Here is a 23,861-nt window from a genome sequence, read left to right as displayed (position 1 = left end):
GCGCCGGGAAGAGCCGACGCTCTCGCCTGTGCCGGGCCCGAGAGGCACCCGACGGCGAGCGATGTAGTTTTGCGGAGGAGGGGTTCAAGAGGCGTGGCGATTTTTTGTCGGGGTTTTGCGCGCGCGCCGTTCGGCGGCGACGGCGACCTCGTCGACTTCGAACGGGTCAGCGCAATGACCGCGGGCAGGGGCCTTCATCGATGTGCTCACGCGCTTCTGCCGCGTCGCCGACATCGGCGAAGCGCCGCAAAGGCGCACCGCTTTGGAAGTTTTGGCCTGGCGGTTAGGAAGTGTCGATAAATTATTACGCTGTTTCTGAGCGCCTCGGTTTGATTGTATAATTCCATTCACCGTGGAAGTCGTGGCGCAGGATATGGAGTTCAGCCATTTCCTGGTCGGAGACTTTGATGCCGGCGGGATAGAGGTTTTCGTCGAGTTGGCACCGCACGGTCAGTCCGGTGGTGGAGGTGGTTGCGCCGATGAGTTCGACGATGGTGCGATAATCGGTGAGCGGTCGCCCCCTCCAGTTGCGCGAGATGAACGAGAAGAGACGATGTTCGATCTTGTTCCATTTGCTGGTGCCGGGGGGAAGATGGGCGACGATGATTGTCAGTCCCAATTCGTCGGCGAGCTTTTGGAGTTCGAGCTTCCAAAGGCGGACGCGGGAGCCGTTGCTGCCGCCACCGTCGGCGGTGATCGTCAAGCTATGGGCGTCGCGGTAGCGCGAGAGGCCCATGGTCTTCCACTAGGAGCGTATCGCATTGACGGCGAAGGCGGCGGTGTCGTGGTCGATGCCGACGCTGACCCATCCCTTGTCGTCGGCGATGTCGTATACGCCGTAGGGCGCGGCGCGGCCCAGCGTGGGGTCGATGAAATCGTGGACGCGAACCGGCTCGGGCGATCCGGCCGGTCGGTATTCCCGTCCGCCATTCTTGAAGTCGCCGACGAGTTCTTTCTTCTTCGTATCGACCGAGATGGCTGGTTGGCCGGCCGTGATGGCAGCCTGAACCGTCTCGGCGATGTGCCCGAACTGCGCGTCGCGATCGACATGGTGCGAGCCTTCGAGCGTCTTTCGATTGCCTTGAAGAGAGTAACCGAGCGTCTTCAGCAGGCCCCCGACGCTGTCGTGGCCGACCGGTGGCCCATGGCACAAAGCGCCGCAGCCAGGTTGCGCAAGCTTTTTGACGTCCACTTCAACGGCGACATGGGATCGCCGCGCGTCTGCGGATCGACAAGCCTCTCCAGATCGCTGAGAAGCGTCGGGTCCGTCTGCGTCAACGGCTTGCGCCCAGCGCCCTTGCGCCGGACACCGCCAACAGATGAATCCGGCGCCGTACCGCGCAGTTCCCGCAGCCCATAGCCAATCGTGCTACGCGCGATCCCCGTCGCCGCGCTCACCGCCACGATCCCGCCCCATCCCGCAGCGAGTGCTTCCGCCGCCGCAAACCGACGACGACCCCGCTCATCCAGCACAGGACTCAGCGCTTCATAGCGAAGCTTTATGGCGGCGGCATCGATCACCGCGACTCTCTACAAAGCAATCCCCCAATCGGGAATCCATCAAAACCAGTTTTGCGATTCAGAAATTTGTCGACGCTTCCTTAGTTCTGGTGCGGAGTGGCTTCGGGCGTCCGGGCGACGTTTGCGTCCGGCTGCTGCACCGGTTCTTCCGTCGGGGCATGATTGCGTGCGGCGCGACCGCCCATCCGGTTGATCAGGCCGCCGAGGTGATTGCCGAAACGCACCTGGCCTGCCCACTCCACCGGCCGTCCGGTCGCGGCCAGCATCGTCGGCACGGGAATATCGCTCGGGTCACGGGCGCGTATCGTAATCGCCTTGGGAACGGATTTCGGCATGGGGCCCCCGATCAAGCCTCCCATCAGCGCGCCTTTCAGCATGCGCGAGGCCGTCAGCGTGTCGTGCTTCTCGCCATCGGCAAAATCGCTGTAAACCGTGATGACGCCGAGATCGGTAACGCTGCCTGCCGCAAGCTGCAGCGTGTTCGAACCGAGCGAGAATGATCTCAGAAACTCAGGCTATGCGTCAATCTAATCACAAAATGCTCTAGCAACCGTTCAGTGACCGCATGGGTTGGATATCATTGCGGCCGTCGCACACGGCCGTCGTCACGCCTCAATCGTCGGTACCGCTCGCGTCCTGGTTGGCTCGAAACAAGCCGGAATCCCATCGGGACCCCGGCCTTTTCGGCCACGCTAATTGGAAATCCCCTCCCCGAAACGCACCCTCAACCGAGCACCATACATTCGCGGCTCGCCAAGTTGGCGAGCATCGAAGCCCAGGATGTCCCGAAGCCCGTTCACCGTCACCACCGTGAACTGGTTGGTCACGTTGGTGGCGAAAAGCGACAGATCGATCGGCCTACTGCCAACGCTGTTCCAGTCGAGGTTAAGATCAAGCTGACGAACCGCCGTGGCACGCAACGAAGTGATCGTCGGGGCCGCCACCTGATAGGAGGACTGGAAGCGATAGGTCGCATCCAGTTCAACCTTGCCGGCCGATTCCGGCACGGGCAGCTTGAATGTTGCCCCAAGCGAACCGGACCACTTTGGCGAGTAGGCAAGCTCGCCGCCTTGAACCGCCGTCGGCACGACCGTGATACCTGTGATAACCGGAACGGTTGCGGAAACCAGCTTGGTATTCAAATAGCTGATCGCGCCGGTTACATGGAAGTATTCCGCTAGATTGATCAGTGCGTCAGCCTCGAAACCATAAATGCGCGATTTTCCTGCATTGATGATGGAGGTACGGTTCGACGTGTTCGGATCGGCCGGCACCAGCGCATATTGCAACTGCTGATTGCGCAAGCTGTTATAGTAGCCGGCTAAGTTGAAACGCCCGGAAATTGCGCCCTTGAAGGACGATTTCAGACCGCCCTCGAAGGCATCGACCGTTTCGGGGGCAAAGGTATTGAATTGCGGCGCCGCCGCCGGGTTGGCCGCACCCTGCCGATAGCCACGCGACCAGGTGGCATAAACCATCACGTCCTGCAGCGGCGTGTAGGCCGTGTTGATGGTCCAGGTTGCCCGGCGGCTCGATGTCTTGCCCGCAAGCGAGCAGTCCCCGGTAAAACCCCCTTCGCAAATCGCGGGGTTGGCCTGGAACAACGCCGTCGGACTCAGCGTGAACGGGAACTGGCGAAGCTTGGCGATGGCAAGGCCGCTCGATCGGTCGTACGTATAGCGTAAGCCGGCGGTCAGCTTGAGTTGCTCGGTCAAGGCATAAGTCGCCTGGGCGTAGGCGGCCATGTTGATGAACTTTACCTGGGTGGTGGAAAGATTGATTGTGTTGAGTTTGGCCGGATTGGCCGAGCGGCACCGCAAGTCGTCCGCTGTTTCATAGGGCGTGATCGAGCACAAAGTACCGGTAGCGATACCCGTGGTCGTGGAAAAACCGATCGGCGAGCTTTTCTCGTAATAGAGTCCGCCCTGCCAGTTCAGCTTTCCCCCGGCGGAAGTGCCCTGAAATTGCAGCTCGTTTGTGAAATTGCTCTGATTATTCTGATTGTCGCCCGCTGCGGTGTAGGCGCCCGAAGTGTAAACAGTGGTATTGGGTATCGAAGGATAGGCAAATGCCAGTCCGCCGGCTTGTGCAGGTGGCAGTCCCGCGAAGCTGTACGGGCTGACGAAATTGCCCCCGAAGATCGAGACGCGCAATTTCTGGTTGAAACGAGAATAGGAGGTAATGTTCTTGATCCGCAGCGAATCCGATACGTACCAGCTCAGGCTGTTGATGATCTGCCACTGTCTGGTCTTCGCATAGGCGCTCGGCAGTGCGAGTTCGGTCGAATAGGGGTCCGCACCGGGAGCATTCAGGCGATCTACCTGAGGCTTGGCGAGAATGCCGAGCCCCACGTTCTGATTGTAATCGAACACCTGGTACCCAACCGGCGAGTGGTTAGATCGCATGTAAGTGCCGATCGTATAGTTCTCGACATTGGGCGCAAGATTGAGGAGCAGCGAGGCACGCGCGGCCACGTAACTGACATCGGCATACGTGCGCGGCCCGGTCGCCGCCAAATTCCTGACATACCCGGTCCGCGACATCCGGTCGACGCCGACCCGCAGCCTTGCCCAGGAATTGAGCGGGATGTTGAGCACGCCCTGGATGCGGAACATCCGGTAATTGCCGTAAGACCCTTCAAGATAGCCTTCAAGCTTGTCGGTCGGCTTCTTGGGGACCAGCAGCACCGCGCCGCCGGTGGTGTTGCGGCCAAACAGCGTGCCCTGCGGCCCTTTCAGAACCTGGACGTTCTGCAGATCGAACATGTAGGCCGGACCGGCGCCATCCCCGCCCGAAATGCCCGAACCGCCGCCGCGCGGTGCGACCACATCGGCGAAGTAGGTGCCGACTGCGGCAGATGTGCGCAATTCCTGCGTGAACCCGCGAATTGCGAAGGTCGAGCTTTCGGGGGTGTAGCGCTGGTTCGTGGTCAAGCCCGGCACGTGCTTGGCCAGATCGTCGGAGTTTACGATATTCAACTTGGCAAGGTCTCCGCCGGATATCACGCTGACAGAAATCGGAACGTCCTGCAGCCGTTCTTCGATCCGGCGGGCGCTGACGATGATGTCATTGGCATCGGATGCAGTTGGGCGCTGGCTCACTGCGTCCGCCGCAAGAGATTGATCGACTGCGCAAAGTGACGAAACCGCTGCGGTTGCCGCAGCAAGTGACCGAAAACCGATTTTCATGATCTGCTCTCTCCCATCCATTCCGATTTCGGTGCGACTCTGAGGATCGCAGTTTTCGAACGAAATCAAATGCCCCTGTAGACTGCCAAATATATCTCACAAAGGCCACGACAGTTTGGTGTGAATCGGCGTTAAAGCCAACGTCGCCCTAAGTCAGGCGTTAAGAGTCTGTTTGGAAATGCACCTTTGGCGCATTTCCAAACAGACTCTTACAAGGTTGATATCAGCCGTGGCCGCGACATTCAGTCGTCAGGTCATTCGACACAACTCCCGGCGTACATTAGCGAAGTGCGGAATTTGCGGACCCGCATGCCGGCGGAAGCCGCCCCGAACCTTGCCGCTCATCGACTACGCTCTTGTAGGAGCCTCGGGTAGCGATACAGCCAGCCTCAATTATGGATGCCTGGGTTCGAGACGGGAATACGATATCGTCTCGCCTGAGAGGGGGCTCTGTTTTCTTATGCGGATAAGCAGCGGCCGAGAGTCGATCTTGATTGGCTGCGCGACCGCGTCGATCGCATCGCCTACCTCAACGACGCACCATCAGGATCGATGCTGGACGACTGGTCGCTTCTTGATGGCGACGAACATTATCCGGCGCCTACAGGCGGCATCGATCTCTCCGATCAGAACCTCGTAGAGGTCGTCGATTGGAAGGCCGCGGGTGTCGATATCACAGTCGAATATGCCAGCGGCGAGAAGCTTGGCTCCTCGACCCAGGGGTATCTCGGCAAAGCTCTAAATCGCGTCGAATTCGACGTCGTGTACTGCCGAGAAAAAGTCTCAGCGCTCCAGCTGCGCACTCCACGCATAGCCCCGATACTTCGCCTGCCAGCGCAGGGTGAGCCGCTCGTGCACCGCCAGCGCCTGCGCGGCCTCCTGCAAATAGGGGCGGGGGGTCACGTCGAATTTGCGCAGCCAGGCGAACAGCGCCGAGCGGAAGGGCGCGGGTAACCGTTCCTGCTGGCCGAAGTCGACGAGATGGAGGCGTCCGTCCGCGCCGATCATATGCGCCACATGATCGAGCACGCCGATCCAGTCGGGGATCATCGACAAGGTGTAGGACAGGAAGATGCGATCGAACCATTGCTGGCCGAACAGCGCCACCGGATCGAAATCGGTCGCATCGCCCTCCGCCAGCGTGATGCGACCCGCGAGCCCCGCTTGTGCGACATGGGCGCGCGCGGTCTCCAGCATCGCCCGCGACACGTCGAGGCCGAAAAAGCGCGCCTGCGGATAGAGTTGCGCCGCCCGGATCAGGTTGCGCCCGGTGCCGCATCCCGCCTCAAGCACCGTTCCGTTCGCCGGCGGCGCCAGGTCGCGGATCATCGCGTCGCGGCCGAGCAGATAATATTTGCGGGTGACGTCGTAGATGTGGCGCTGGCGACGGTAGATGCGATCCATGTGATCGCCGGCATCGCCCACCCGCCGGGCGGTGATCATGCGTCGCTTGCCACGTAAAGATGGAAGCCGCCGTAGATTGACGAGCGATCGCGCCGCGTAAAATCGAGCGACGCTTCCGCCTCATAATGGAAGCGCGACAGGATCGCGTCCGGCACGCGGCCGGGCAGCAATGTCGGCTGGGCGGCCGTACGGAAGATGATGCGCGCGCCGGGGCGGGCGGTGCGCAATATCTCGCTCCACAGGTCGGTGAGCTGCGCGTCGGTCATCCAGTCCTGCGCGTCGAGCAGGACGTAGCGATCGAGGCTCCGCGGTTGGCACTCGCGCAGATAATCCACGAAGTTCATATGGCGGATCTCGATCCGGTCGACCCGATCGACCACCGCCGCATAATTGCCCTCTTCGAGATAGGGCGGTACCGGCGCCTGCGGTCCCTCGCCATAGCCGCGGCCGAAGGCCTGCCAGGCGAAATAATTGTTACGGATGTCGAAGTCGCAGGCGAGCTTTTCGAGCCGGCCGCGCAGCACCTTCACCATCCCCGCGGGTTCGTCGCCGAGCAATGCCCGGTATTGGGCGGGCGGTATGCCCAGGCCGAACAGCGACGCCGGATTGCTGGCGACCCAGCGCACGAAGCGCTTTTCGAAGATCGGCGCGAAGCGGGTCTCGAAGATCTCGCGCTGCTCGTCGATCGAATTGGCCGCCAATATGTCGCGCGGCTCGATGCCATAGCAGCGTGCGAGGAACTGGGTGCCGCTGATGAAGCGCCCGAGCAGTCCGCGCCGATAGATATTGTGCGCGAAGCCGCCGATCCTGCGCCGGCCGATCAGATCGCGGCCCTCCCAGTAGCGGCGCGATATGTCGTCAAGATTCGGTGCGACATAGGTGCGATAGGTGGCGATATTGTCGGCGCGGTTGGCCTCGCCGAAGAAGCGGTAGAAGGTCGCATGGTCGGGCAGGTGCCGGGCTGCCGTGAGCTTCAGCCGGTTGAGCGCGACATGCGCGGTATTGAGGTCGACCGCGGTGATGTGGCGCGGGTCTGCGGTCAGATAGGACAGGACGTTGCAGCCGCCGCTGGCGATCGTGACGAGATGGCTGTCGGGCCGGAGCTGCAACGCTTCCAGATCGATCGCCGGATCCTCCCAGATCTGGGCATAGACCAGGCCGCGAAAGGCAAAGGTGAAGGCGCGTTCGAGCAGGCCCTGTCCGCTCAGATCGTCATGGCGGTGAACAGCCTGCTTCAGGCCGTCATTTCTACTGTGCACGGGCGTCACCTTATTGTGCTTCCCACTATCGTGGTCGGTTCCCCTTAATCGGGGCGCGTGACGCTTCGGTGACGGCCCGATGGCGTTTTCCCGCAGGGTGCTGTTCCGGGCGATGCCATTCTGCGGGTCTTCGTCTTGCCTGCGGCCATGGCAGCGAAAGGATGTTCGCGTGCAAATGGCCGGGCAGTCAAACTTGCCTGCTCGCCAGCGCGGTCATCGTTGTCGCGCTCATGGATGAAACGATCGCTGCTTCGCGGCTGCCGCTGAAGACGCGGCTGATCAGGAGCCCGATGTCCGTCGCTGATGCCGCGTCGCCCAGAACAATATTCTCGCAATGATGCTCATGCAGTTACAGCCTTCCTCGCTCCGAGGGGCCGCGCGAACCTTGCTCCCGCTCACCAGCGCCATCCAACGCGGCGTCCGAAGGCTGTGCAATCTGGACATCCCGCTCCCCGAATCTCTTCCTGCTTCCAAGACGCCACCGTTCGAGGTGGACCGCAGGTTCAGCGGCATTTGCCGACGATTTTTTACCAGCCGCGGCTGGTGCAGCATTCAACGGCGACCAGCCGGCCGTTGAGCAAGCCATGGCGGCAAAAGCCTAGCCTTTCGATCGCAAAGACGCCCGTAAGGCGTTCGCCGGCGGCGAGCCGACCGCGCAGGCCGGCCAGGAGGATATTCGTTGCCTGGCCGTCGTCGATCAGGCGGATCAGCGAATGATCCTGTTCCAAATGTTCGGGGCCGCTGTGGGGAACCAGATGGATGTCCGATTCATGACGGTGGACGTCTGCGTGGATTGTCCTGAGAGAGGAGGCCTTGCATCGCGCATGGCCAAGGGTGATCGGGCTTTCGTCGACGGGGAGCATATCTTCGACCGAATATGTCAAAGGTTCTGTCCACCGTCGGCTGTCGCCGATGCAAATGCCATCATGATCCCCGCTCCGGATTGACTCACGGGATTGAGACGCCGCTGCGAGCCAGCGCCCTCACCATCGATCGGGGGACAAAAATGTTTCTTCACCGCCTGGGCCGAAATCGGACGACTATGCGCGATCTCGCACCCGGAGCGACCGCGCTTGCGCTGCGACTGCGAACGGTAAAGACTGACATTCCATTCGCGGATCGGGTAATTGGGGGTGCGGTGCAATATGGATGAACATGGCAGCGCGCTTTGGAACGCTGATCTGGCGCCGACGACTGCGGCACAGCGTAACTGGGCATGGTATCATTTTGCGGCGCTCTGGGTTGGCATGGTCGTGGCGGTGCCAAGCTGGATGCTTGCGGCCGGGCTGATCGAGCAGGGCATGTCGGCCATGCAGGCTGCACTCACCGTGCTCGCCGGTAACATCATCATCCTGATCCCCCTGACCCTGATCGGCCATCCCGGCGCGCGTTATGGTGTGCCCTTCGCGGTGCTGGCGCGCGCGGCGTTCGGGACACAGGGCGCGAAGCTGCCGGCGTTGGCACGCGCACTCGTCGCCTGCGGCTGGTATGGCATCCAGACCTGGATCGGCGGGGAGGCGTTACTGACCCTGCTCGGGGTTTTGCTCGGGCGCGATCTGCGCGGGCCGGCCCTGCCGTTCCTCGATATCGGCCCCGGGCAATTATCCGCCTTTGCGATCTTCTGGGCGTTGCAGCTCATCTTCGTGCGCAAGGGGCTCACGACGATAAGGCGGCTCGAGACCTGGACCGCGCCCGTCAAGATTCTGGTCTGTGCGATGCTGGTCTGGTGGGCGGTCACGCGCGCGGGCGGGTTCGGCCCGATCTTCGCGGCGCCATCCGCATTCGCGCCTGGCGGCGCCAAAGCCGGCATGTTCTGGCCGACCTTCTTCCCGGCGCTGACCGCGATGGTCGGTTTCTGGGGCACGCTCGCGCTCAACATTCCGGATTTCACCCGCTTTGCGCGCAGTCAGCGCGATCAGGCGATCGGCCAGGCGCTTGGCCTGCCGCCGACGATGGGGCTGATCGCGCTGGCCAGCGTCATCACGACATCGGCGACGGTGGTGATCTATGGTCACGCGATCTGGGATCCGGTCGCGCTGGCCGGCACGCTGTCCGGCCCTTTCGTATTGTTGGGGCTGCTGGTGATCAGCATTGATACGATATCGTGCAATATCGCCGCCAATCTCGTTTGCGCGGCCTACGATTTCTCGTCGCTTTGGCCGCACCGCATTTCCTATCGCACGGGCGGCCTGATCACGGCGGCGATCGGCGCGCTGATCATGCCGTGGAAATTGCTGGCGACCTCCAACGGCTACATCTTCACCTGGCTTACCGGCTATGGTGCGCTGCTGGGGCCAGTGGCGGGGATATTGATCGCCGATTACTGGCTGGTGCGCGATACGCGGCTTGACGTCAACGATCTGTATCGGCCAGGCGGGCGTTATGCCTATGTGGGCGGTTGGAACCCGGCGGCGCTTGCGGCCTTTGCGATCGGCGTGCTGCCGAACCTGCCCGGATTTCTGCATGCGGCCGCCCCGATCACCTTTGCGAGCATCGGTGCGCCGTGGACGACCCTTTACAACTATGCCTGGTTTCTCGGGCTGTTGGCGGCGTTGCTGTCATATTGGGTGCTGATGCGTCGCACGGCTTTGGGGGGGCGCCGGGATCTTCCTGACCATGTTCAGCCATTGCAAGGCGGCAATGCCGCCCGGGCCGTATCCAGTGCCATCGACAGATAGGTTGCTGCCAGGCGCAGGTCGAGCCCGTCCAATTCGCGGAGCAGATCGTCCATCTGCGCCAATGCGCGGGCGATGCGATGGGGCCGGTCGCCATCGGCGAGCTCGGCGGTGGTGTTGTCGGTCAGTGCGCTCAACATGGTCAGGGCCATCTCGAGCGCTTCACGTTCGGCATGGCGTGCCGTCGCGGCATCGGCGCGGGCATCGAACTGCGCGGCCAAGGCAAGACATTGCGAAGGCATGCGATCGTTTCGTCGCAGCGATTCGAGTCGCCAGTGCTGCGCCTTCGAACGGAGATAGCGTATGCCGTTGCTGTTGCGGCGGTGAGGGGGGCGATCGTCGAAAATCGTCTTTACTCGAACAATGGGGTGCACGCTCGCGCATGTGACAAGGTCGCATGGGGGCGAGCGTCTCGAATTTGCTGGTGGGTGCTCCTTTCGGCAAGTTGGTGACTTTACTTACGCATTTTGCCGAGGATTCCGGCGGGAGATGATATGAAATGCATCGGGCTGATCGGTGGGATGAGTTGGGAAAGCTCGGCCGCTTACTATCGGATCATCAACCAGACGGTGCGGGATGGGCTGGGCGGTGCGCATTCAGCGCGCAGCCTGATGTTGTCGGTGGATTTCGCCGACGTCGAAAAGCTGCAGCATGATGGGGACTGGCTGGCGCTGACCCGGATGATGGTCGATGCGGCGTGCGCGCTCGAGCGCGGGGGTGCCGATCTGTTGCTGATCTGCACCAACACGATGCACCTGATGGCGGCGGACGTTCAGGAATCTGTTGCCATCCCGCTGCTGCATATCGTCGATCCGACCGGCCAGAGCATCCTGGCGGCGGGGCATCGGCGCGTCGGGCTGCTTGGCACGGCGTTCACGATGGAGAAGGATTTCTACAAGGGGCGCCTGTCCAGCCTGTTCGGACTCGACGTGCTTGTACCCGACGCCGATGATCGCGCGGCGGTCCACGACATCATTTATCGCGAACTGGTGATCGGTGTCACCACTGCGGTATCGCGCGGCATCTATCGTGATGTGATCGCCCGCCTGATTGCGCGCGGAGCGGAGGCGATCATCCTCGGCTGCACCGAAATCATGCTGCTTGTCGGTCCGCAGGACAGTGCTGTACCGCTATACGATACCACCACGTTGCACGCGATTGCGGCCGTGGATCTGGCGCTCGCCTGACCTATCCCTGCGGCGCGGTGGTCTTCACCTTGGTATAAGGCACGAACTTGCCGAGCCCGATCGAACCGGTTTGCATCCATATGCTGTTGTCGAACATGCGGACGACATCGATGCTGCAAAGCTGGTCCGAATGCGTGTCGGTGACCATCACGTCGCCGTCGCGGAGCGAATATTCGCCGGAATCGGGACGATTCACATAGAGTTTGCCGCCGCCCACATCATAAATGATGGCGGTGCCATCGATGATCTGTGTCGAGCGAATGTCGCGCTGGAACAGGCAATCCACTGGCTTTCCGGCGACCCGTCCGTCGATCGCACGGGCCAGTTTCATCTCGGGCGAGAGCTTTTCGCGAGCTCCGATAGCGGCCGGGGCGCTGGCCAATGCAAGCGCGCCGATGGCGACGAATAACAAGGTTCGCATATCTGACCTCCTTTGATCAGGTGAGCGGCCGTAGCGTCTCCCCATCGATCTGCACCGAGGCGAGCAAGCTGGCGTACCACGATATGATGCCACAAAATCGACTGTCGGAACAGTTACTTTGCCAGCCGTCCGTCGCCGATCGCCGATATCTCGAACGTGAATAATATTTTAGGATCGGGGCATTCGATCGGTGCGGCGATATGCGCCGGTGCGATCTCGCGCAAGATGTGGCGGATGATGGCCAGCCGCGCGCGCGGTTTATGATTGGCCCGCACGCATGTCCACGGCGCGAGCAGCGAATGGGTGCGTTCGAGCATTTCATTGCGCGCAACCGAATAGTCCGCCCATTTCTCCTGGGCCACCGCATCCATGTCGGAAACTTTGAGGGCTTTTAGCGGATCGGATCGGCGCGCATCCAGCCGCTTCTTCTGTTCGGCCTTGCCGATATCGAGCCAGATCTTGACCAGCTTGATGCCGCTTTCCACGAGCATCCGCTCGAAATCGGGCGCATCGCGCAGGAACTGCGCCTGCTCGGCCGGTGTCGAGAACCCCATTACCCGTTCGACCCCGGCGCGATTGTACCAGGACCGATTGAAGATGACCATTTCGCCGGCCGCGGGCAGGTGACGGACGTAACGCTGAAAATACCAGAGCGTTCGTTCGCGATCCGATGGCTTGGGAAGGGCGACGACGCGCGTGCCACGAACAGAAAGATGCTCGATAATCCGCTTGATCGTGCCATCCTTGCCTGATCCATCGCGGCCTTCGAACAGAATGACGATCCGCTCGCCGCTCTTGGCTGCGGCGATCTGCGTCTGGACGAGTGCGCGCTGCAACTCGGGGAGTTCGTCTTTTTGGTGATGGCTCATCCCGGAGAGATGATCCTTTTGCTACAGCGCTGTCAAATTTTGCATCACAGCTGCCAATGCTTCACTCTTTATCCAGCGTTTCGCGGATCTTTTTTGCAAGCTGATGAAATGTAAATGGCTTTTGGAGGAGGTCGTAACCAGGATCAAGGGGGGCACCCTCGCTGCGCGCATAGCCGGACGTGAAGAGGATATGGATATCGGGCCTTGCCGAACGCACCGATCGCGCAAGTTCGAGGCCGGACATGCCGGGCATCACCATGTCGGTGAAGATCAGGTCGATCGGTTGCTCTTCGATCAGGCGCAGGGCCGCGGGCCCGTCGGCGGCTTCATGGACATGGTAGCCCAGCTCGGAGAGGCTCGAGACCGACAGGTGGCGGACGCTTGCATCATCTTCCACGACCAGAACCGTTTCATGGGCTGTTCCGAAATCCCCGCGCGCTTCGATCACCACCGGATGTTCGACATTGCGCCCGAACATTCGCGGCAGATACAGGCTGACGGTAGTGCCCTGGCCGACAGCGGAGCGGATGATGGTATCGCCGCCGGATTGTTTGACGAATCCATATACCATCGAAAGACCGAGCCCGGTTCCCTTGCCGACATCCTTGGTCGTGAAAAAGGGCTCGAATGCGCGCGCAGCGACATCCTCGGTCATGCCCGTGCCTGTGTCCGATACGGTAATGACGACATAGGCACCCGGATCGATCCCCGAATGGTCCGCCAGATTGCTTGTGCTGACCACCTGATTTGTGGCGCCGATCACGAGATGCCCTCCGTCCGGCATCGCGTCGCGGGCATTGACCGCCAGATTTAGCAGGCTGTTTTCGAGCTGGCTGGGGTCGATTTCGACAGGCCAGGTGTCCGGCGGCGCTGTGGTCTGGATCCGCACGGTTTCGCCAATGGCGCGTGCGAGCAACTCGGACATGCCGGTAATCAATTCGTCGATACGGGTGGGCTTGGGTTTGAGCGGTTGGCGCCGGGAAAAGGCGAGCAGCCGCTGCGTCAGTGTCGCGGCCCGCTCCGCACCGCGTTGGGCATTTTCAATGGCGCGGCGCGCGCGGTCGTCGACATTGTCGGGCAGCCGGCGGGTCGCCATGTCGATATTGCCCATGATAACGGTCAGCAGGTTGTTGAAGTCGTGGGCGATCCCGCCCGTCAACTGGCCCACGGCTTCCATTTTTTGCGCCTGACGCAGTGCGTCCTCGGTTGCGTGAAGCGCGGCCGTGCGTTCCTCCACCCGCGCCTCCAGCGAGGCGTTGAGCGCCCGCAAAGCCTCTTCGGCTTCATTTCGGGCGATACTCTCGCTGGTGCGTTCGGCGACCTGCTCCATGAAGGCTATGTCTTCGCTGCTCCATGCCCGGGGTTCGCGATTGTTGAGATAGACGATCGAGCGCAGTCGCCCCGCGCGCACGAACGGCACCACCAGGATGGCGCGAGTGTGGATTTCCTGGCCGCCGAGCGTCAGGTCGACATCATCCGCGATCGCGGCCCGCGCCAGATTGTCGATGACGACGGTCTCGCCGTCATTGAGCTTCTTCACGATCCTGCGGCCAAACGTCGCGGAGGGCAGGCGGCCGATCAGTGGCCGTATCCCTTCGGCAGACCAGCAGACCGGAAAATCGAGATAGTCGCCGGATGGGTCCAGCGTGCCGAAGCCAACTCGGGAGGTGTCGAAAAATCGTCCCATCATTTCGCACGCATCGCGCAACGCCGTCTCGACATTAGTGCGGCGTAATACGTCCTTTAACTCCTGCATGAACAGGTTGCGCGCTTCGGCTTGCTTGCGCGCGGTGATGTCAATTGTTGCGCCGACCGCGCGTATGCAGCGACCGCGCCGATCGAACACGCCCTTGCCCTTGGCCGCGATCCATCGCACGACGCCGTCATCGCGGCCTGTCGTTCGATATTCGACATCGTAGTTCGATCGCAGCTCGGGATCGAGCGTTGCTGCGAAACGCCGTGCGGTTTCGGCATGATCGTCCGGATGCAGTCGCGCGTAGAAATCAACGTTCGTGCAGGGGGAGTCGTCGAAGATACCGAACATTGCCCGCGTGCGGCGGCAACAGTTCAGAATATTGTTCGGAACATCGAAATCCCATGTACCGACTTCCGCCGCCTCGGTGGCCAAACGTAGCGATTCCTCGCTCAGCGCCAGGCGCTGCTCGTTGGTGCGCCGCTGGCTGAGATCGCGTAGGATCACCATGAACATCGCCCGGTTGGTGCCGGGCACGGCGGCTGTCGACATCTCCATTGGGAGCTTGCGGCCGTCGCGGTGCATGGTGATGATATCCGCCCGCTGGTCGCTGATGCCGCCGTCCTTCTCGCGCAGCAAATAGGGGCTCTTGGGTTTGCGATAGGCCTCCGGTATGATCAGCTCGAGCATTGCCCGGCCAACGGCTTCTTCTTTGCTCCAGCCGAAAGATGCTGCGGCAAATCCGTTCCAGGCCAGGATTCCGCCGCGCGCGTCGACGATCAAAGCCGGATCGAGCACGGCTTCGATCAGGGGCGCGAGCGCCCCGATCTCCTCTTGCGAAGGGGCTGGTTGCGACATGGCTCCTTGTTAAGGCGGCGCGAACCCGCTGTCGATGCGCAAGTCTGGCGGGCCGTGCGGGGGGCGGGTGTTGATGCGCCCGTGCGGCGATCGCGGCACGGGCGCATCATTTTTGGCGGGATTACTCGCCGAAGCTATATTTGATCCGCACGCCATAGGTCCGCGGTTCGCCGAAATATTTCGAAACGAAGCCGCCGCTTCCGCTCAGGTCATTCACGGCCGTGTAATATTTCTTGGCCGTCAGGTTGGTACCGAACAGGCTGATGTCGATCGGCTTCCCATATATCGCTTTCCAGTTCAGGTTGGCGCTGAGCAGTCCGACGCCATCGACGGTTCCGAATACGCCGGTCGTATAGATGTAGCCGGTCGCGCGCGAGTAGGTCATCGATGCAGAAACGCGGCCGAGATACGCCGGCACCGGCAGCTGATATGTGCCCGTCAGGTTCCATTTCCATTTCGGAACCAGAGGCAGGCGCCCGCCGACCACCGCCGCCGGCGTAAAGACGTCATAGATGCCGCCAGGCACCTTCTGGACGTCCAGCGATTTCACCACGGTGTGCAGATATTCGAGGTTCCCGTCGATCGTGAACCCGCTGAAGGGGCGCAGCGAAGCGTCGACCTCAACCCCCGAAATCTCCGATTTGCCCGCGTTGAGGGTCGCGCTGGTCGCCGTGGTCGCATTTGTCGAGCTGGCGAGGTTGACGTTGATCTGCTGGTTCTTGAGATTGTTATAGAACGCCGCGACATTGAACGTGCCGGAAATCGCGCCCGAGAAGCTGGTCTTTGCGCCGATCTCATATGCATCGACCTGCTCGGGGCCGAACGACTGGTAGGGCGGTGGCACGTTGTACGTCACCGCGCCCTGCCGATAGCCGCGCGTATATTTGGCGTAGAGCAGGATGTTGTCGCGCGGATTATAATCGACACCCAGCAGCCACGTCGGCGCACTGGATTTCTGCGTGCCATCGGTCCGGCAATTGGCGTCGGCGGCGGCGCCCAGTGTGCACGATACGATCGGCACCGTCAGGGCGGCACCGGTCGGCGACACGAAGCGATAGGCGCGCAATTCGCCGCGCGCGCGGGTCTTGTCCCAGGTGTAGCGGAAGCCGCCGGTCAGCTTGAGATTGTCGAGCACGGCATAGGTCGCTTGGGCGTAGAGCGCGCGATTCAGGAAGGAAACCTCACCTGCCTGGTTGCCCAGGAAGCCGATCGAGCGCGCGCGATTGGCCGGCGGAAGATTGGCGAAGAGCAGACCGATCACGTCGGTACACACGTAATTGTCCGAATCAGAGCAGGCGATCAGGTTCGGTGCTTGCGTGCCGGTTGGCTTGCGCGGCGTGCTATGCTCGAAATAGGCGCCGGCCTGCCAGTTCAGCCGGCTGTCGGCGGCGGTGCCCTGTGCCCGGAATTCCTCTACGACATTCTGCTGATCGGCATTGTTGGCGCCCGGTGCCCGGGTCGCCTGCGCGAAGCCGAGCGTGCTGCCGCCGAGCGCGCCGGTGCTGGGGATCGGTCCGAAGGCCCCCACCGGGATCACATAGTTGGCGCCCAGGATGTCTGTGATGAAATTGGTACGGACCTGCGAATAGCTGGCGATGTTCTTGAGTGTCAGCGTTTCGCTGGCTTTCCACGTCGTCGTGTTGATCACCTGCCACTGCAGCGCCTTGCTGTGCGGATTGGGTAGTGCCCCCTCGACGGTGTAAAATCCCCGGCCGGCGTCTCGTGCGAGTTGCTGGCAGGAAAGCAGGCCGAACGGGAAGGTGTTCGTGCAGTTCGTGATTTTTGAAACCGGGCCCTTGTCGTGCGCATAACTATAGGTGGCGACGGTGTAGTTTTCCACGTCCGGCATCACGTCGATGAGCAGGCTGGCACGGGCGGCGATATAGGACTGATCGCCATATTTGCTCGGCCCGATGCCCGAGATATTCTTGATGAAGCCGTCGCGATCCAGATAATCGACGCCGCCGCGGAACTTGATCGTGTTGGTGATCGGGATGTTGAGCACGCCTTGCAGGCGCTTGTAATCATAATTGCCGTAGCTGCCTTCGACATAGCCCTCATATTTGTCGGTCGGGCGCTTCGGCACGAGGATAACCGCGCCGCCGGTAGTGTTGCGGCCGAACAAGGTGCCTTGTGGTCCGTTCACCACCTGGACGTTTTCAAGGTCGAAGAAGGAGCCGGGGGTGGCGCCATCGCCCGCAGGTGTCGAGCCGTTGCCGCCGCGCGGCGCCACGACGTCGGCGAAATAGACGCCCACCGATGAAGCCGTGCGCGTCGCCTGCGAGAAACCGCGCAGCGAGAAGCTGGCGCCCTTCGCGCCGAACCGGGTATTGACCGACAGCGACGGGGCAAAGGTTGCGAGATCCAGCACCGACCGCACATTCTTCTCGTCGAGCTTCTGCTGGCCGAACACATTGATTGACGCCGGCACATCCTGAAGGCGTTCCTGAATTCGGCGAGCGGTGACGATGATGTCGCTCGCATCCCCATCGGCCTTCTGCGCCCAAACGGGTGTGGCGACGATGCCGGCGACTGATGCCGTCAGCAGCAAAGCCGTCTTCAGCGTGAAATTGTCCATGATTCCTCTCCTTTTTTTAGGCCTTAAGCTGGTCTTCTGTCAGCGGGCATCGGCTGTTTCCGCTCTGCTTTACATGCCCTCGATAGGTAATTCTCGCAGCAGCAACACTTTCGATTCAGGAACTCCGAGGTTGGAGGAACAGCGTCTGGTGGGCCATGCCGATCATGCCGTCACGATCGCCCAGCATGCTGTGGATCAGGCCGATGCCGTTCCCCGCGCTCTCGCCCCGCGCATCGACGAGCAGCCACTCGCCGCGCGGCTCGCGGGTCATGTGGGTCGCGATGTCGATATTCGCGTAGGTCCAGTCCTTCCGCGAAAGGAGGCGGGCGGTGCCCGAACCTACGTCGGATGTGATCGCGATCCGCTCGAGCGGGGACAGCGGTTCGCCGTCGACGACCATGCTCGTTACGCGAACCCATGAGGCACCCGTGCGTGGGGCGCTGGTGTCGCGGTCTATCGGCACAAATTCACCCCAGCGGAGCGCCTGGGTTTCCGGCACTGTCGGGAAGGCGCGCGTCGGCGGAACGCTCTGCTCGGGCGATTTTGCGGTGCGCACACGCAGCGCGGTCGCGCGCAGCCAGCTGCGCCCTCGGGCCAGCAACTCCACGTCGATCAGCTGGAGCCGGGGCCCCTCGCGCAGGACGCGTGAGGTTGTCGTCACTGGCCCCACCGGCGCCGTGCCGAGAATATCGATCGTAAGCCGCGCGGTGACCATCGCGGTCGGCGCCGGCACGCGATTCAGCGTATGCGCCGCAAGTCCGGCAAGTGCCGCGCCGCTTAGCGCCGTCGGTTGCCACGGGCTGGTGCATATCCCGTTCGGATAGAAATGATCGCCATCGCGAACGAAGAATGATTCCGTCATCAGCCCCCCTTGCTGAGGTACATGCGATGTACGCAGCATATTTTGCCTATTATTCGCCCGCGCGCAGCAAACCTAGCCAAGGGGATTTGCCTCATCGCGTTGTCCGAAAACTCCTGACGCGGGCTATGATTCGATGAAACAGTACGAAGTTCGGTGGACTTCGGCCGATAGTAGCCGCAATCTGACCCGCACCCGAAATTAATGTTTTGTTTATCAGCTGCATCCATTCTGGACCTATCTCGGTATCGCGGACATGGGGGCGTCCATTGAAGAAGAGAGTTTCTGCCTGCGTCGAAGGCATTTGGAGTCGTCATCGCGTCTGCCTCCTCGAACCAGCCGCCGCGCGCTCGACGGTCGCCTCGAACATCCTGGTTGTCGAGGATCAGCCGGTTATCGCAAGACTCGTCAAAGGCGTCTTGCTGGGAAGCGGGCACACCGTCGTCGTGCGGTCGAGCGGTGCAGCTGCGCTGCAATTCCTGAGGGAGGAAGGTCACACCTTGTCCGGGATCGTCACGGATATCCGCCTGGGTAGCGGGCCGAATGGCTGGGACGTCGCCCGTTATGCCCGGCAGATCAATCCGACGGCCGACATCATCTATATGACGGGCGACAGTAGCCATGAGTGGGAGGCGGAGGCCGTTTCGGCCAGCCGGATCCTTCAAAAGCCCTTTGGCGCGGTGCAATTGGCTTCGGCGCTCGCAGCGACGGACCTCGGCGGCATTGCATGCCAGCCGCCTCGTCAGGAGAGCCTGATTCCGCCACGGGGGCGCAGCGGCTGGTGGCCCCACCGTATCCTGCGCGGTGAGTTCGGCGCGCTTCGGGCATAGTCCATTTTCCGGTGGCAATGCGCATCGGATTCGCCGGGGTCCGCGCCGCCGCGCATCAGGCGCCATCGCATTTCATAACCGGCGCCCGTAAAAGCGTTCGCCGATCTGCCCGGGCGGTAGCTGCCCCCCGGGGGAGCGGCCCGTGCATGGCCGGGCACGGAACTTCTCAATTGGCGTGACCGTTGACGGCGCGATGATAACTTTGAGGAGATGGTACATGAATCGCTTATTCTTGACGGGCTCCGGTATCGCCATATCGGCACTGCTGGTCCTGACAACGCCGGCATCGGCCGAAGGCAAGGCGGATCGCGCTCGTGCCGCCATCGCCGCTGCCTCAGCGAAGGTCGATGCGGCCAATAAGGTCGGCGCGACCGGGGAAGTCCCGCATCTGCAGGCCCAGGCCGCAGCTGCGCTGCGCACCGCACAGGAAGATCTCTCGCGTGGTGACAAGGAGCAGGCGATTGCCGATGCGAACCACGCATCCGAACTCGCTGACACTGCGATAGGTACGACGCAGAAACGTCGCGCCGAAGATCACGCCAATGTGGTAAACGCAGCAGTGTCCGCGCAGCAGGATGCCGCTGCCGCCAATGCGCGGGCCGACTCGGCGCAGCAGGCCGCCGCGGCTGCGGCTGCCGATGCCGCCACTGCGCGCGCCACTCCGCCGGTTGTCGTCGCGCAGGCGGCACCGCTGCCGCCCACCACCACGGTAACCACCGAAACCACGAAACAGGCGACATCGGCGCCAACGACGACCGTTCACCGTGTCGTCCATCATCATCGCGCGCGTTCTCACGCCGTGACCGAAAGAACGAAGACGACGGTGACGACTACGCCGAACTGATCGGCGGTATTCACGCTCCCCGACACCGCTGGAAGCCCCGGTTGCACCCGCATCCGGGGCTTTCCCCTGCGCGCGCGTTCAGATCCAGCGCGCCAGCCAGTCGACCATGGCCTGCGCGGTCATGCTGCGGGCATCCGAAAGGGCGGAGATCTGGCCGGCGTTGATCAGACGCTTCGTGCGCGGATCGACGACCAGCAGCGCCGGCACCCCCTGTATATGGTCGAGCCCGTACCGCGCGGGGACCTGCTGGTTCTTGTCCATTCTGCCGATATCGATCGAAACCAGCTCGTAATGCTGCTTCACGAATTGGGCGACGGCCGGAATATCCATGACCGCGGCAAGTACCCTGCAATCGAGGCACCAATTGCCGCCGAGATCGAGCAGCAGAAGCTTGTGCGTGCGCCGCGCGCGGACCGTGGCCTTCGCAATCTCCACCTCGGCATCGGCATGCTCGGAATAGGGCAAGGGCAGGGGGTGCTCGATCTGCGCGGCGCCAACATCCGGCGGCACGATGGCGAGCGATGGCGTGGCGGAAGCTGCTGCCATCACGAGTGCGATGATCTGGAACGGATTCGGCTTCATGAATATCCCCTACTAGAGGCGCCTGCTTATCGAGGCCGGGATAGCAAAAACAGGCCCCGGTACTGGCCCGTCCATATAGGATCTTTATCGCCCTTGGCGGATTCGCGGCAACGCGGTAAAGCCTTGATCCTGTCCGTGCTGTATTGTACGGATAAGACACTAGTTCGACGGGATGGGCGAGTGACCGAGCAGAATTTCGAGCAGATGCGCCGCGCGATGGTGGTGAGCCAGTTGCGCACAACGGGGGTCAGCGACGCGCGCGTCGTCAGTGCGATGGGATCGGTCCCGCGCGAACGTTTCGTGGGGCCGGATCGTGCCGCACTTGCTTATCTTGATACGCCGGTCCCCCTCGGGGGCGGGCGTGCGCTAAATCCGCCGATGGTGACCGGCAGACTGCTGACCGAGGGGCAGATCGTGCCTGGCGACAAGGTGCTGCTGATTGGTGCTGCGACCGGCTATGCGGCGGCCGTTCTGGCCGCGCTGGGCGCAGAGGTGACCGCGGTCGAGGATGATCCTGCGCTTGTTGCGATGGGCAAGGCTGCAGCCGGTTCGGTCACATGGGTCGAAGCACCGTTGTCCGCCGGCTATGCGGGCGGCGCACCGTACAGCCTGATCGTCATCGACGGCGCCGTTGAGGAAATCCCGGCGGCGATCGTCGATCAGCTCGCCGATGGAGGCCGGCTGGTCGGCGCGATCGTGCAGGATGGGGTGACGCGACTGGTATCGGGAGTGCGGATTGGCAAGGGTTTCGGCACGAAGGCGTTCGCGGACGCCGATGCCGTGCGCCTTCCCGGATTCGCGCGGCCGAAGACATTCAGTTTTTGATAAGAAAGCAAAAGGGTGGGCTTGTGACATTCAAAGGGGCACTGCGTGGGGTGAAATCCTCCGCTGCCACGACAGTGGTCTTGGGCGCGGCGGCGATCGCCGTGATCGGCCATTCGCCAGCTTCGGCCGACACGCTGCGTGACGCCTTTGCCCAGGTCTATGCGACCAACCCTTCGCTGACAGGCGCACGCGCCGGTCTGCGCGCGTCTGACGAGGACGTGGTGATCGCGCGGGCCAAAGGGTTGCCGGCGATTAACGGGACGGCCACCTATAACGAATTTTTGCGATCTTCGCAGTTCAACACGATCGCACCCAGGCGATCGATCGGCGGTGGGGTCTCTGGTTCGCTGCCGATCTTCCAGGGCGGGCAGGTGCGTAATTCGATCAAGGCCGCGGACGCGCGCGTCCTCGCCGGTCGCGCCAGCCTGCAGGGCACGGAGAGCGATATCTTCACCGCCACCGTCGCGGCCTATATGGATGTGATCCGCGATACCGCGATCGTCGATCTGAACGGCGGTAATGTCCGCGTGCTCGAAACCAACCTGCAGGCGAGCAAGGATCGCTTCCAGGTCGGCGATCTGACGCGCACCGACGTGGCGCAGTCCGATGCCCGGCTGGCGCTGGCGAAGAGCCAGCTCGAAGCCGCGCAGGCGCAGCTGGACGCCAGCCGGCAGGAATATATGCGGATCGTCGGGAAGTTCCCCGATAATCTTGCGCCGCCGCCGCCGCTGCCGCCGCTGCCGGCAAGCCCGGACGATGCGGTCGACGTGGCCGTCGCCAACAACCCGCAGCTCGAGGCCGCCAGGCAGTCCAGCCGCGCCGCCGATTATGACATCGGCACGGCCCGTGCGCAGCGCCTGCCCCGGATCTCGGCCTTCGGCCAGGGCAATTATGTCGATTATGTCGGCACGCTCGGCGGCGGCGGGCTGTTTACCGGTAACTTGCCTCAGACCGACAAGACGGCAACAGCAGGCGTTCAGGCTACCGTACCCCTGTATCAGGGCGGCGAACCGGGCGCGCGCGTGCGGCAGGCGCAGGCGCGCAAGAGCCAGGCGCTCGAACAGACGACCGCGGTCGAGCGGCAGATCATAGCAGAAGCCCGTACCGCCTTCTCGCGATATCAGGCGTCGCTCGGCGTGATTCAGTCATCGGAAACCGCGGTGTCTGCCAATGAACTTGCGCTGGAGGGTGTGCGCGCCGAACAGAGCGTGGGTACGCGTAACGTACTCGATGTGCTCAACGCCGAACAGGAGTTGCTCAATTCACGGGTGACGCTCACCTCGGCGCGGCGCGATGCATATGTTGCGGGTTTCGCGCTCGTCGCGGCGATGGGCCGCGCACAGGCGAAGGATCTCGGCCTCGATGGCGGGGCGCTGTACGACCCCGTTGCCAACTATAAGCGCGTTCGCGGCAAGGTGTTCGATTGGACCGCCGATTCGAAGCCGATGCCGATCGCGACGTCGACGCGCAAGCAGCCGAGTGTTTCGGCCGTCGTGCCGCTTGCCCCCGTGACAGGGGATACGAAATAGGGCACAGATCTGTGCCATGAGCGACCCGCGTTCCGAACCTTCGATGGAAGATATATTGGCTTCCATCAAACGCATCATTGCGGATGATAGCCCGTTGCCGCGGCGGAGTTTCTCTTCTCCGCCCGGCCCCAACCCAACCGAACCCGCGGCCGCTCCGATACCTGTTCCGCAGATGCCGCCGCCGGCGGGGATTGAATCGCAGAAGCCGACCGAACACCGGGCGGAATCTCGACCGCCATTTCCGCCGCGCGCGCCCGTGGCTTCGGCGCCGGAGCCGGCAGACGATTCCATTCTCGAACTGACAAATCATATCCCGAACATCTCCCCGACACCGCGGCCGCGTGTCGATGAGCATGTGTGGCCAACAGTCGAGCCTGATCCGACACCGTCTGATTCGCGTAGCGAACCGCCTGCTGTCCGGCGGGTGGTCGAGCGGCTACGGCAGTCGGAAGCAGCCTCGTCGCAGGCGCGGGCGGCGTCGGTGGCCGCTGTCGCCAGCATCGCGGAGCCTGCCGCTTCTGCGCATGCAGGGCCATCTTTATCGTCGCTGATCATCAATCCGGCGGGGACCGGGCAGACGCTGGAGGGGCTGGTCCGCGATATGTTGCGGCCGATGCTCAGCGACTGGATCGATACGAACTTGCCCGGCATTGTCGAGCGGCTGGTGAAGCAGGAGATGAGTGGGATCAACGACGATCAGCTCTGATCATCGCGCCGCTTGCACCGTGGTCGCCGCGCT

Annotated in this window: 19 protein-coding genes and 1 pseudogene; 7 read left to right on the top strand and 13 right to left on the bottom strand. The window is 62.4% G+C overall.

What is annotated here, in order from left to right; all coding sequences use genetic code 11:
* Positions 1 to 304: 304 nt before the first annotated feature.
* From BLS13_RS10620 to BLS13_RS20355, 6 genes and pseudogenes are all read right to left on the bottom strand, one after another.
* Positions 305 to 1,521: pseudogene (locus BLS13_RS10620) on the bottom strand (ISAzo13 family transposase).
* Between the two features lie 80 nt (positions 1,522 to 1,601).
* A complete protein-coding gene (locus BLS13_RS10615) occupies positions 1,602 to 1,898 on the bottom strand; it encodes a hypothetical protein (RefSeq protein ID WP_093451955.1) in 297 nt (98 codons plus the stop codon).
* 315 nt (positions 1,899 to 2,213) lie between these two features.
* Entirely contained in the window at positions 2,214 to 4,709 is a 2,496-nt protein-coding gene (locus BLS13_RS10610; RefSeq protein WP_176943537.1) for a TonB-dependent receptor, read from the bottom strand.
* 783 nt (positions 4,710 to 5,492) lie between these two features.
* Entirely contained in the window at positions 5,493 to 6,152 is a 660-nt protein-coding gene (locus BLS13_RS10605; protein ID WP_256325812.1) for a class I SAM-dependent methyltransferase, read from the bottom strand.
* Positions 6,149 to 7,372 (bottom strand): BtaA family protein, encoded by a 1,224-nt coding sequence (locus BLS13_RS10600; RefSeq protein WP_256325811.1) that lies wholly within the window; start codon positions 7,370 to 7,372, stop codon positions 6,149 to 6,151. The genes BLS13_RS10605 and BLS13_RS10600 overlap by 4 nt, the downstream gene beginning before the upstream one ends.
* Before the next feature lie 527 nt (positions 7,373 to 7,899).
* Entirely contained in the window at positions 7,900 to 8,256 is a 357-nt protein-coding gene (locus BLS13_RS20355; protein ID WP_143011933.1) for a hypothetical protein, read from the bottom strand.
* Between the two features lie 261 nt (positions 8,257 to 8,517).
* Here BLS13_RS20355 and BLS13_RS10585 point away from each other — a divergent pair, with 261 nt between their 5' ends.
* Positions 8,518 to 10,050: an NCS1 family nucleobase:cation symporter-1 gene (locus BLS13_RS10585; RefSeq protein WP_093451947.1), complete on the top strand. Its 1,533-nt coding sequence runs from the start codon at positions 8,518 to 8,520 to the stop codon at positions 10,048 to 10,050.
* Here BLS13_RS10585 and BLS13_RS10580 read toward each other — a convergent pair.
* Positions 9,993 to 10,289, bottom strand: a complete 297-nt coding sequence (locus BLS13_RS10580; protein ID WP_093451945.1) for a hypothetical protein — start codon at positions 10,287 to 10,289, stop codon at positions 9,993 to 9,995. The two genes, BLS13_RS10585 and BLS13_RS10580, sit on opposite strands and share 58 nt — an antisense overlap.
* A gap of 252 nt (positions 10,290 to 10,541) precedes the next feature.
* Here BLS13_RS10580 and BLS13_RS10575 point away from each other — a divergent pair, with 252 nt between their 5' ends.
* A complete protein-coding gene (locus tag BLS13_RS10575) occupies positions 10,542 to 11,234 on the top strand; it encodes an aspartate/glutamate racemase family protein (RefSeq protein WP_093451944.1) in 693 nt (230 codons plus the stop codon).
* A 1-nt stretch (position 11,235) separates the two neighbouring features.
* Here the strand turns inward: BLS13_RS10575 and BLS13_RS10570 are convergent, their stop codons facing one another.
* The 5 genes from BLS13_RS10570 to BLS13_RS10550 form a co-directional block, all read right to left on the bottom strand.
* Positions 11,236 to 11,655, bottom strand: coding sequence for a hypothetical protein (locus BLS13_RS10570; protein WP_093451942.1), 420 nt, complete (start codon positions 11,653 to 11,655; stop codon positions 11,236 to 11,238).
* 113 nt (positions 11,656 to 11,768) lie between these two features.
* Entirely contained in the window at positions 11,769 to 12,524 is a 756-nt protein-coding gene (ppk2, locus tag BLS13_RS10565; RefSeq protein ID WP_093451941.1) for a polyphosphate kinase 2, read from the bottom strand.
* Between the two features lie 61 nt (positions 12,525 to 12,585).
* A complete protein-coding gene (locus BLS13_RS10560) occupies positions 12,586 to 15,075 on the bottom strand; it encodes a PAS domain S-box protein (RefSeq protein ID WP_093451939.1) in 2,490 nt (829 codons plus the stop codon).
* Between the two features lie 121 nt (positions 15,076 to 15,196).
* The gene (locus tag BLS13_RS10555; RefSeq protein WP_093451938.1) at positions 15,197 to 17,653 is read right to left on the bottom strand and encodes a TonB-dependent receptor; all 2,457 of its coding nucleotides are present in this window, start codon (positions 17,651 to 17,653) and stop codon (positions 15,197 to 15,199) included.
* A 115-nt stretch (positions 17,654 to 17,768) separates the two neighbouring features.
* Entirely contained in the window at positions 17,769 to 18,515 is a 747-nt protein-coding gene (locus BLS13_RS10550) for a thioesterase family protein (protein WP_176943536.1), read from the bottom strand.
* Between the two features lie 266 nt (positions 18,516 to 18,781).
* Between BLS13_RS10550 and BLS13_RS10545 the strand changes: the two genes are divergently transcribed.
* A complete protein-coding gene (locus tag BLS13_RS10545) occupies positions 18,782 to 19,342 on the top strand; it encodes a response regulator (protein ID WP_176943535.1) in 561 nt (186 codons plus the stop codon).
* A 217-nt stretch (positions 19,343 to 19,559) separates the two neighbouring features.
* Positions 19,560 to 20,186, top strand: coding sequence for a hypothetical protein (locus tag BLS13_RS10540; RefSeq protein ID WP_093451933.1), 627 nt, complete (start codon positions 19,560 to 19,562; stop codon positions 20,184 to 20,186).
* Between the two features lie 78 nt (positions 20,187 to 20,264).
* On the opposite strand, the gene BLS13_RS10535 is transcribed toward BLS13_RS10540, so the two are convergent.
* Positions 20,265 to 20,768, bottom strand: coding sequence for a thioredoxin family protein (locus BLS13_RS10535; protein WP_093451932.1), 504 nt, complete (start codon positions 20,766 to 20,768; stop codon positions 20,265 to 20,267).
* 180 nt (positions 20,769 to 20,948) lie between these two features.
* Here BLS13_RS10535 and BLS13_RS10530 point away from each other — a divergent pair, with 180 nt between their 5' ends.
* From BLS13_RS10530 to BLS13_RS20690, 3 genes are all read left to right on the top strand, one after another.
* A complete protein-coding gene (locus BLS13_RS10530; RefSeq protein WP_256325810.1) occupies positions 20,949 to 21,593 on the top strand; it encodes a protein-L-isoaspartate O-methyltransferase family protein in 645 nt (214 codons plus the stop codon).
* A 23-nt stretch (positions 21,594 to 21,616) separates the two neighbouring features.
* Positions 21,617 to 23,122 (top strand): TolC family outer membrane protein, encoded by a 1,506-nt coding sequence (locus BLS13_RS10525; protein WP_256325809.1) that lies wholly within the window; start codon positions 21,617 to 21,619, stop codon positions 23,120 to 23,122.
* A 355-nt stretch (positions 23,123 to 23,477) separates the two neighbouring features.
* The gene (locus BLS13_RS20690) at positions 23,478 to 23,828 is read left to right on the top strand and encodes a DUF2497 domain-containing protein (RefSeq protein WP_176943534.1); all 351 of its coding nucleotides are present in this window, start codon (positions 23,478 to 23,480) and stop codon (positions 23,826 to 23,828) included.
* Positions 23,829 to 23,861: the final 33 nt, after the last annotated feature.

This window comes from Sphingomonas sp. YR710, from assembly GCF_900101455.1.
In the GTDB taxonomy this organism is placed as follows: domain Bacteria; phylum Pseudomonadota; class Alphaproteobacteria; order Sphingomonadales; family Sphingomonadaceae; genus Rhizorhabdus.
The sequence above is the reverse complement of the archived record's forward strand: the minus strand, read 5'-3'. Positions and strand labels throughout refer to the sequence as shown.

Excerpts from the sequence above, each read along its gene's own strand:
- BLS13_RS10540 (WP_093451933.1), top strand. The coding sequence starts at position 19,560 with ATGAATCGCTTATTCTTGACGGGCTCCGGTATCGCCATATCGGCACTG.
- BLS13_RS10585 (WP_093451947.1), top strand. The coding sequence starts at position 8,518 with ATGGATGAACATGGCAGCGCGCTTTGGAACGCTGATCTGGCGCCGACG.
- BLS13_RS10605 (WP_256325812.1), bottom strand. The coding sequence starts at position 6,152 with ATGATCACCGCCCGGCGGGTGGGCGATGCCGGCGATCACATGGATCGC.
- ppk2 (WP_093451941.1), bottom strand. The coding sequence starts at position 12,524 with ATGAGCCATCACCAAAAAGACGAACTCCCCGAGTTGCAGCGCGCACTC.
- BLS13_RS10570 (WP_093451942.1), bottom strand. The coding sequence starts at position 11,655 with ATGCGAACCTTGTTATTCGTCGCCATCGGCGCGCTTGCATTGGCCAGC.
- BLS13_RS10580 (WP_093451945.1), bottom strand. The coding sequence starts at position 10,289 with ATGCCTTCGCAATGTCTTGCCTTGGCCGCGCAGTTCGATGCCCGCGCC.
- BLS13_RS10560 (WP_093451939.1), bottom strand. The coding sequence starts at position 15,075 with ATGTCGCAACCAGCCCCTTCGCAAGAGGAGATCGGGGCGCTCGCGCCC.
- BLS13_RS10535 (WP_093451932.1), bottom strand. The coding sequence starts at position 20,768 with ATGAAGCCGAATCCGTTCCAGATCATCGCACTCGTGATGGCAGCAGCT.
- BLS13_RS10615 (WP_093451955.1), bottom strand. The coding sequence starts at position 1,898 with ATGCTGAAAGGCGCGCTGATGGGAGGCTTGATCGGGGGCCCCATGCCG.
- BLS13_RS10575 (WP_093451944.1), top strand. The coding sequence starts at position 10,542 with ATGAAATGCATCGGGCTGATCGGTGGGATGAGTTGGGAAAGCTCGGCC.
- BLS13_RS10550 (WP_176943536.1), bottom strand. The coding sequence starts at position 18,515 with ATGACGGAATCATTCTTCGTTCGCGATGGCGATCATTTCTATCCGAAC.
- BLS13_RS10610 (WP_176943537.1), bottom strand. The coding sequence starts at position 4,709 with ATGAAAATCGGTTTTCGGTCACTTGCTGCGGCAACCGCAGCGGTTTCG.
- BLS13_RS10555 (WP_093451938.1), bottom strand. The coding sequence starts at position 17,653 with ATGGACAATTTCACGCTGAAGACGGCTTTGCTGCTGACGGCATCAGTC.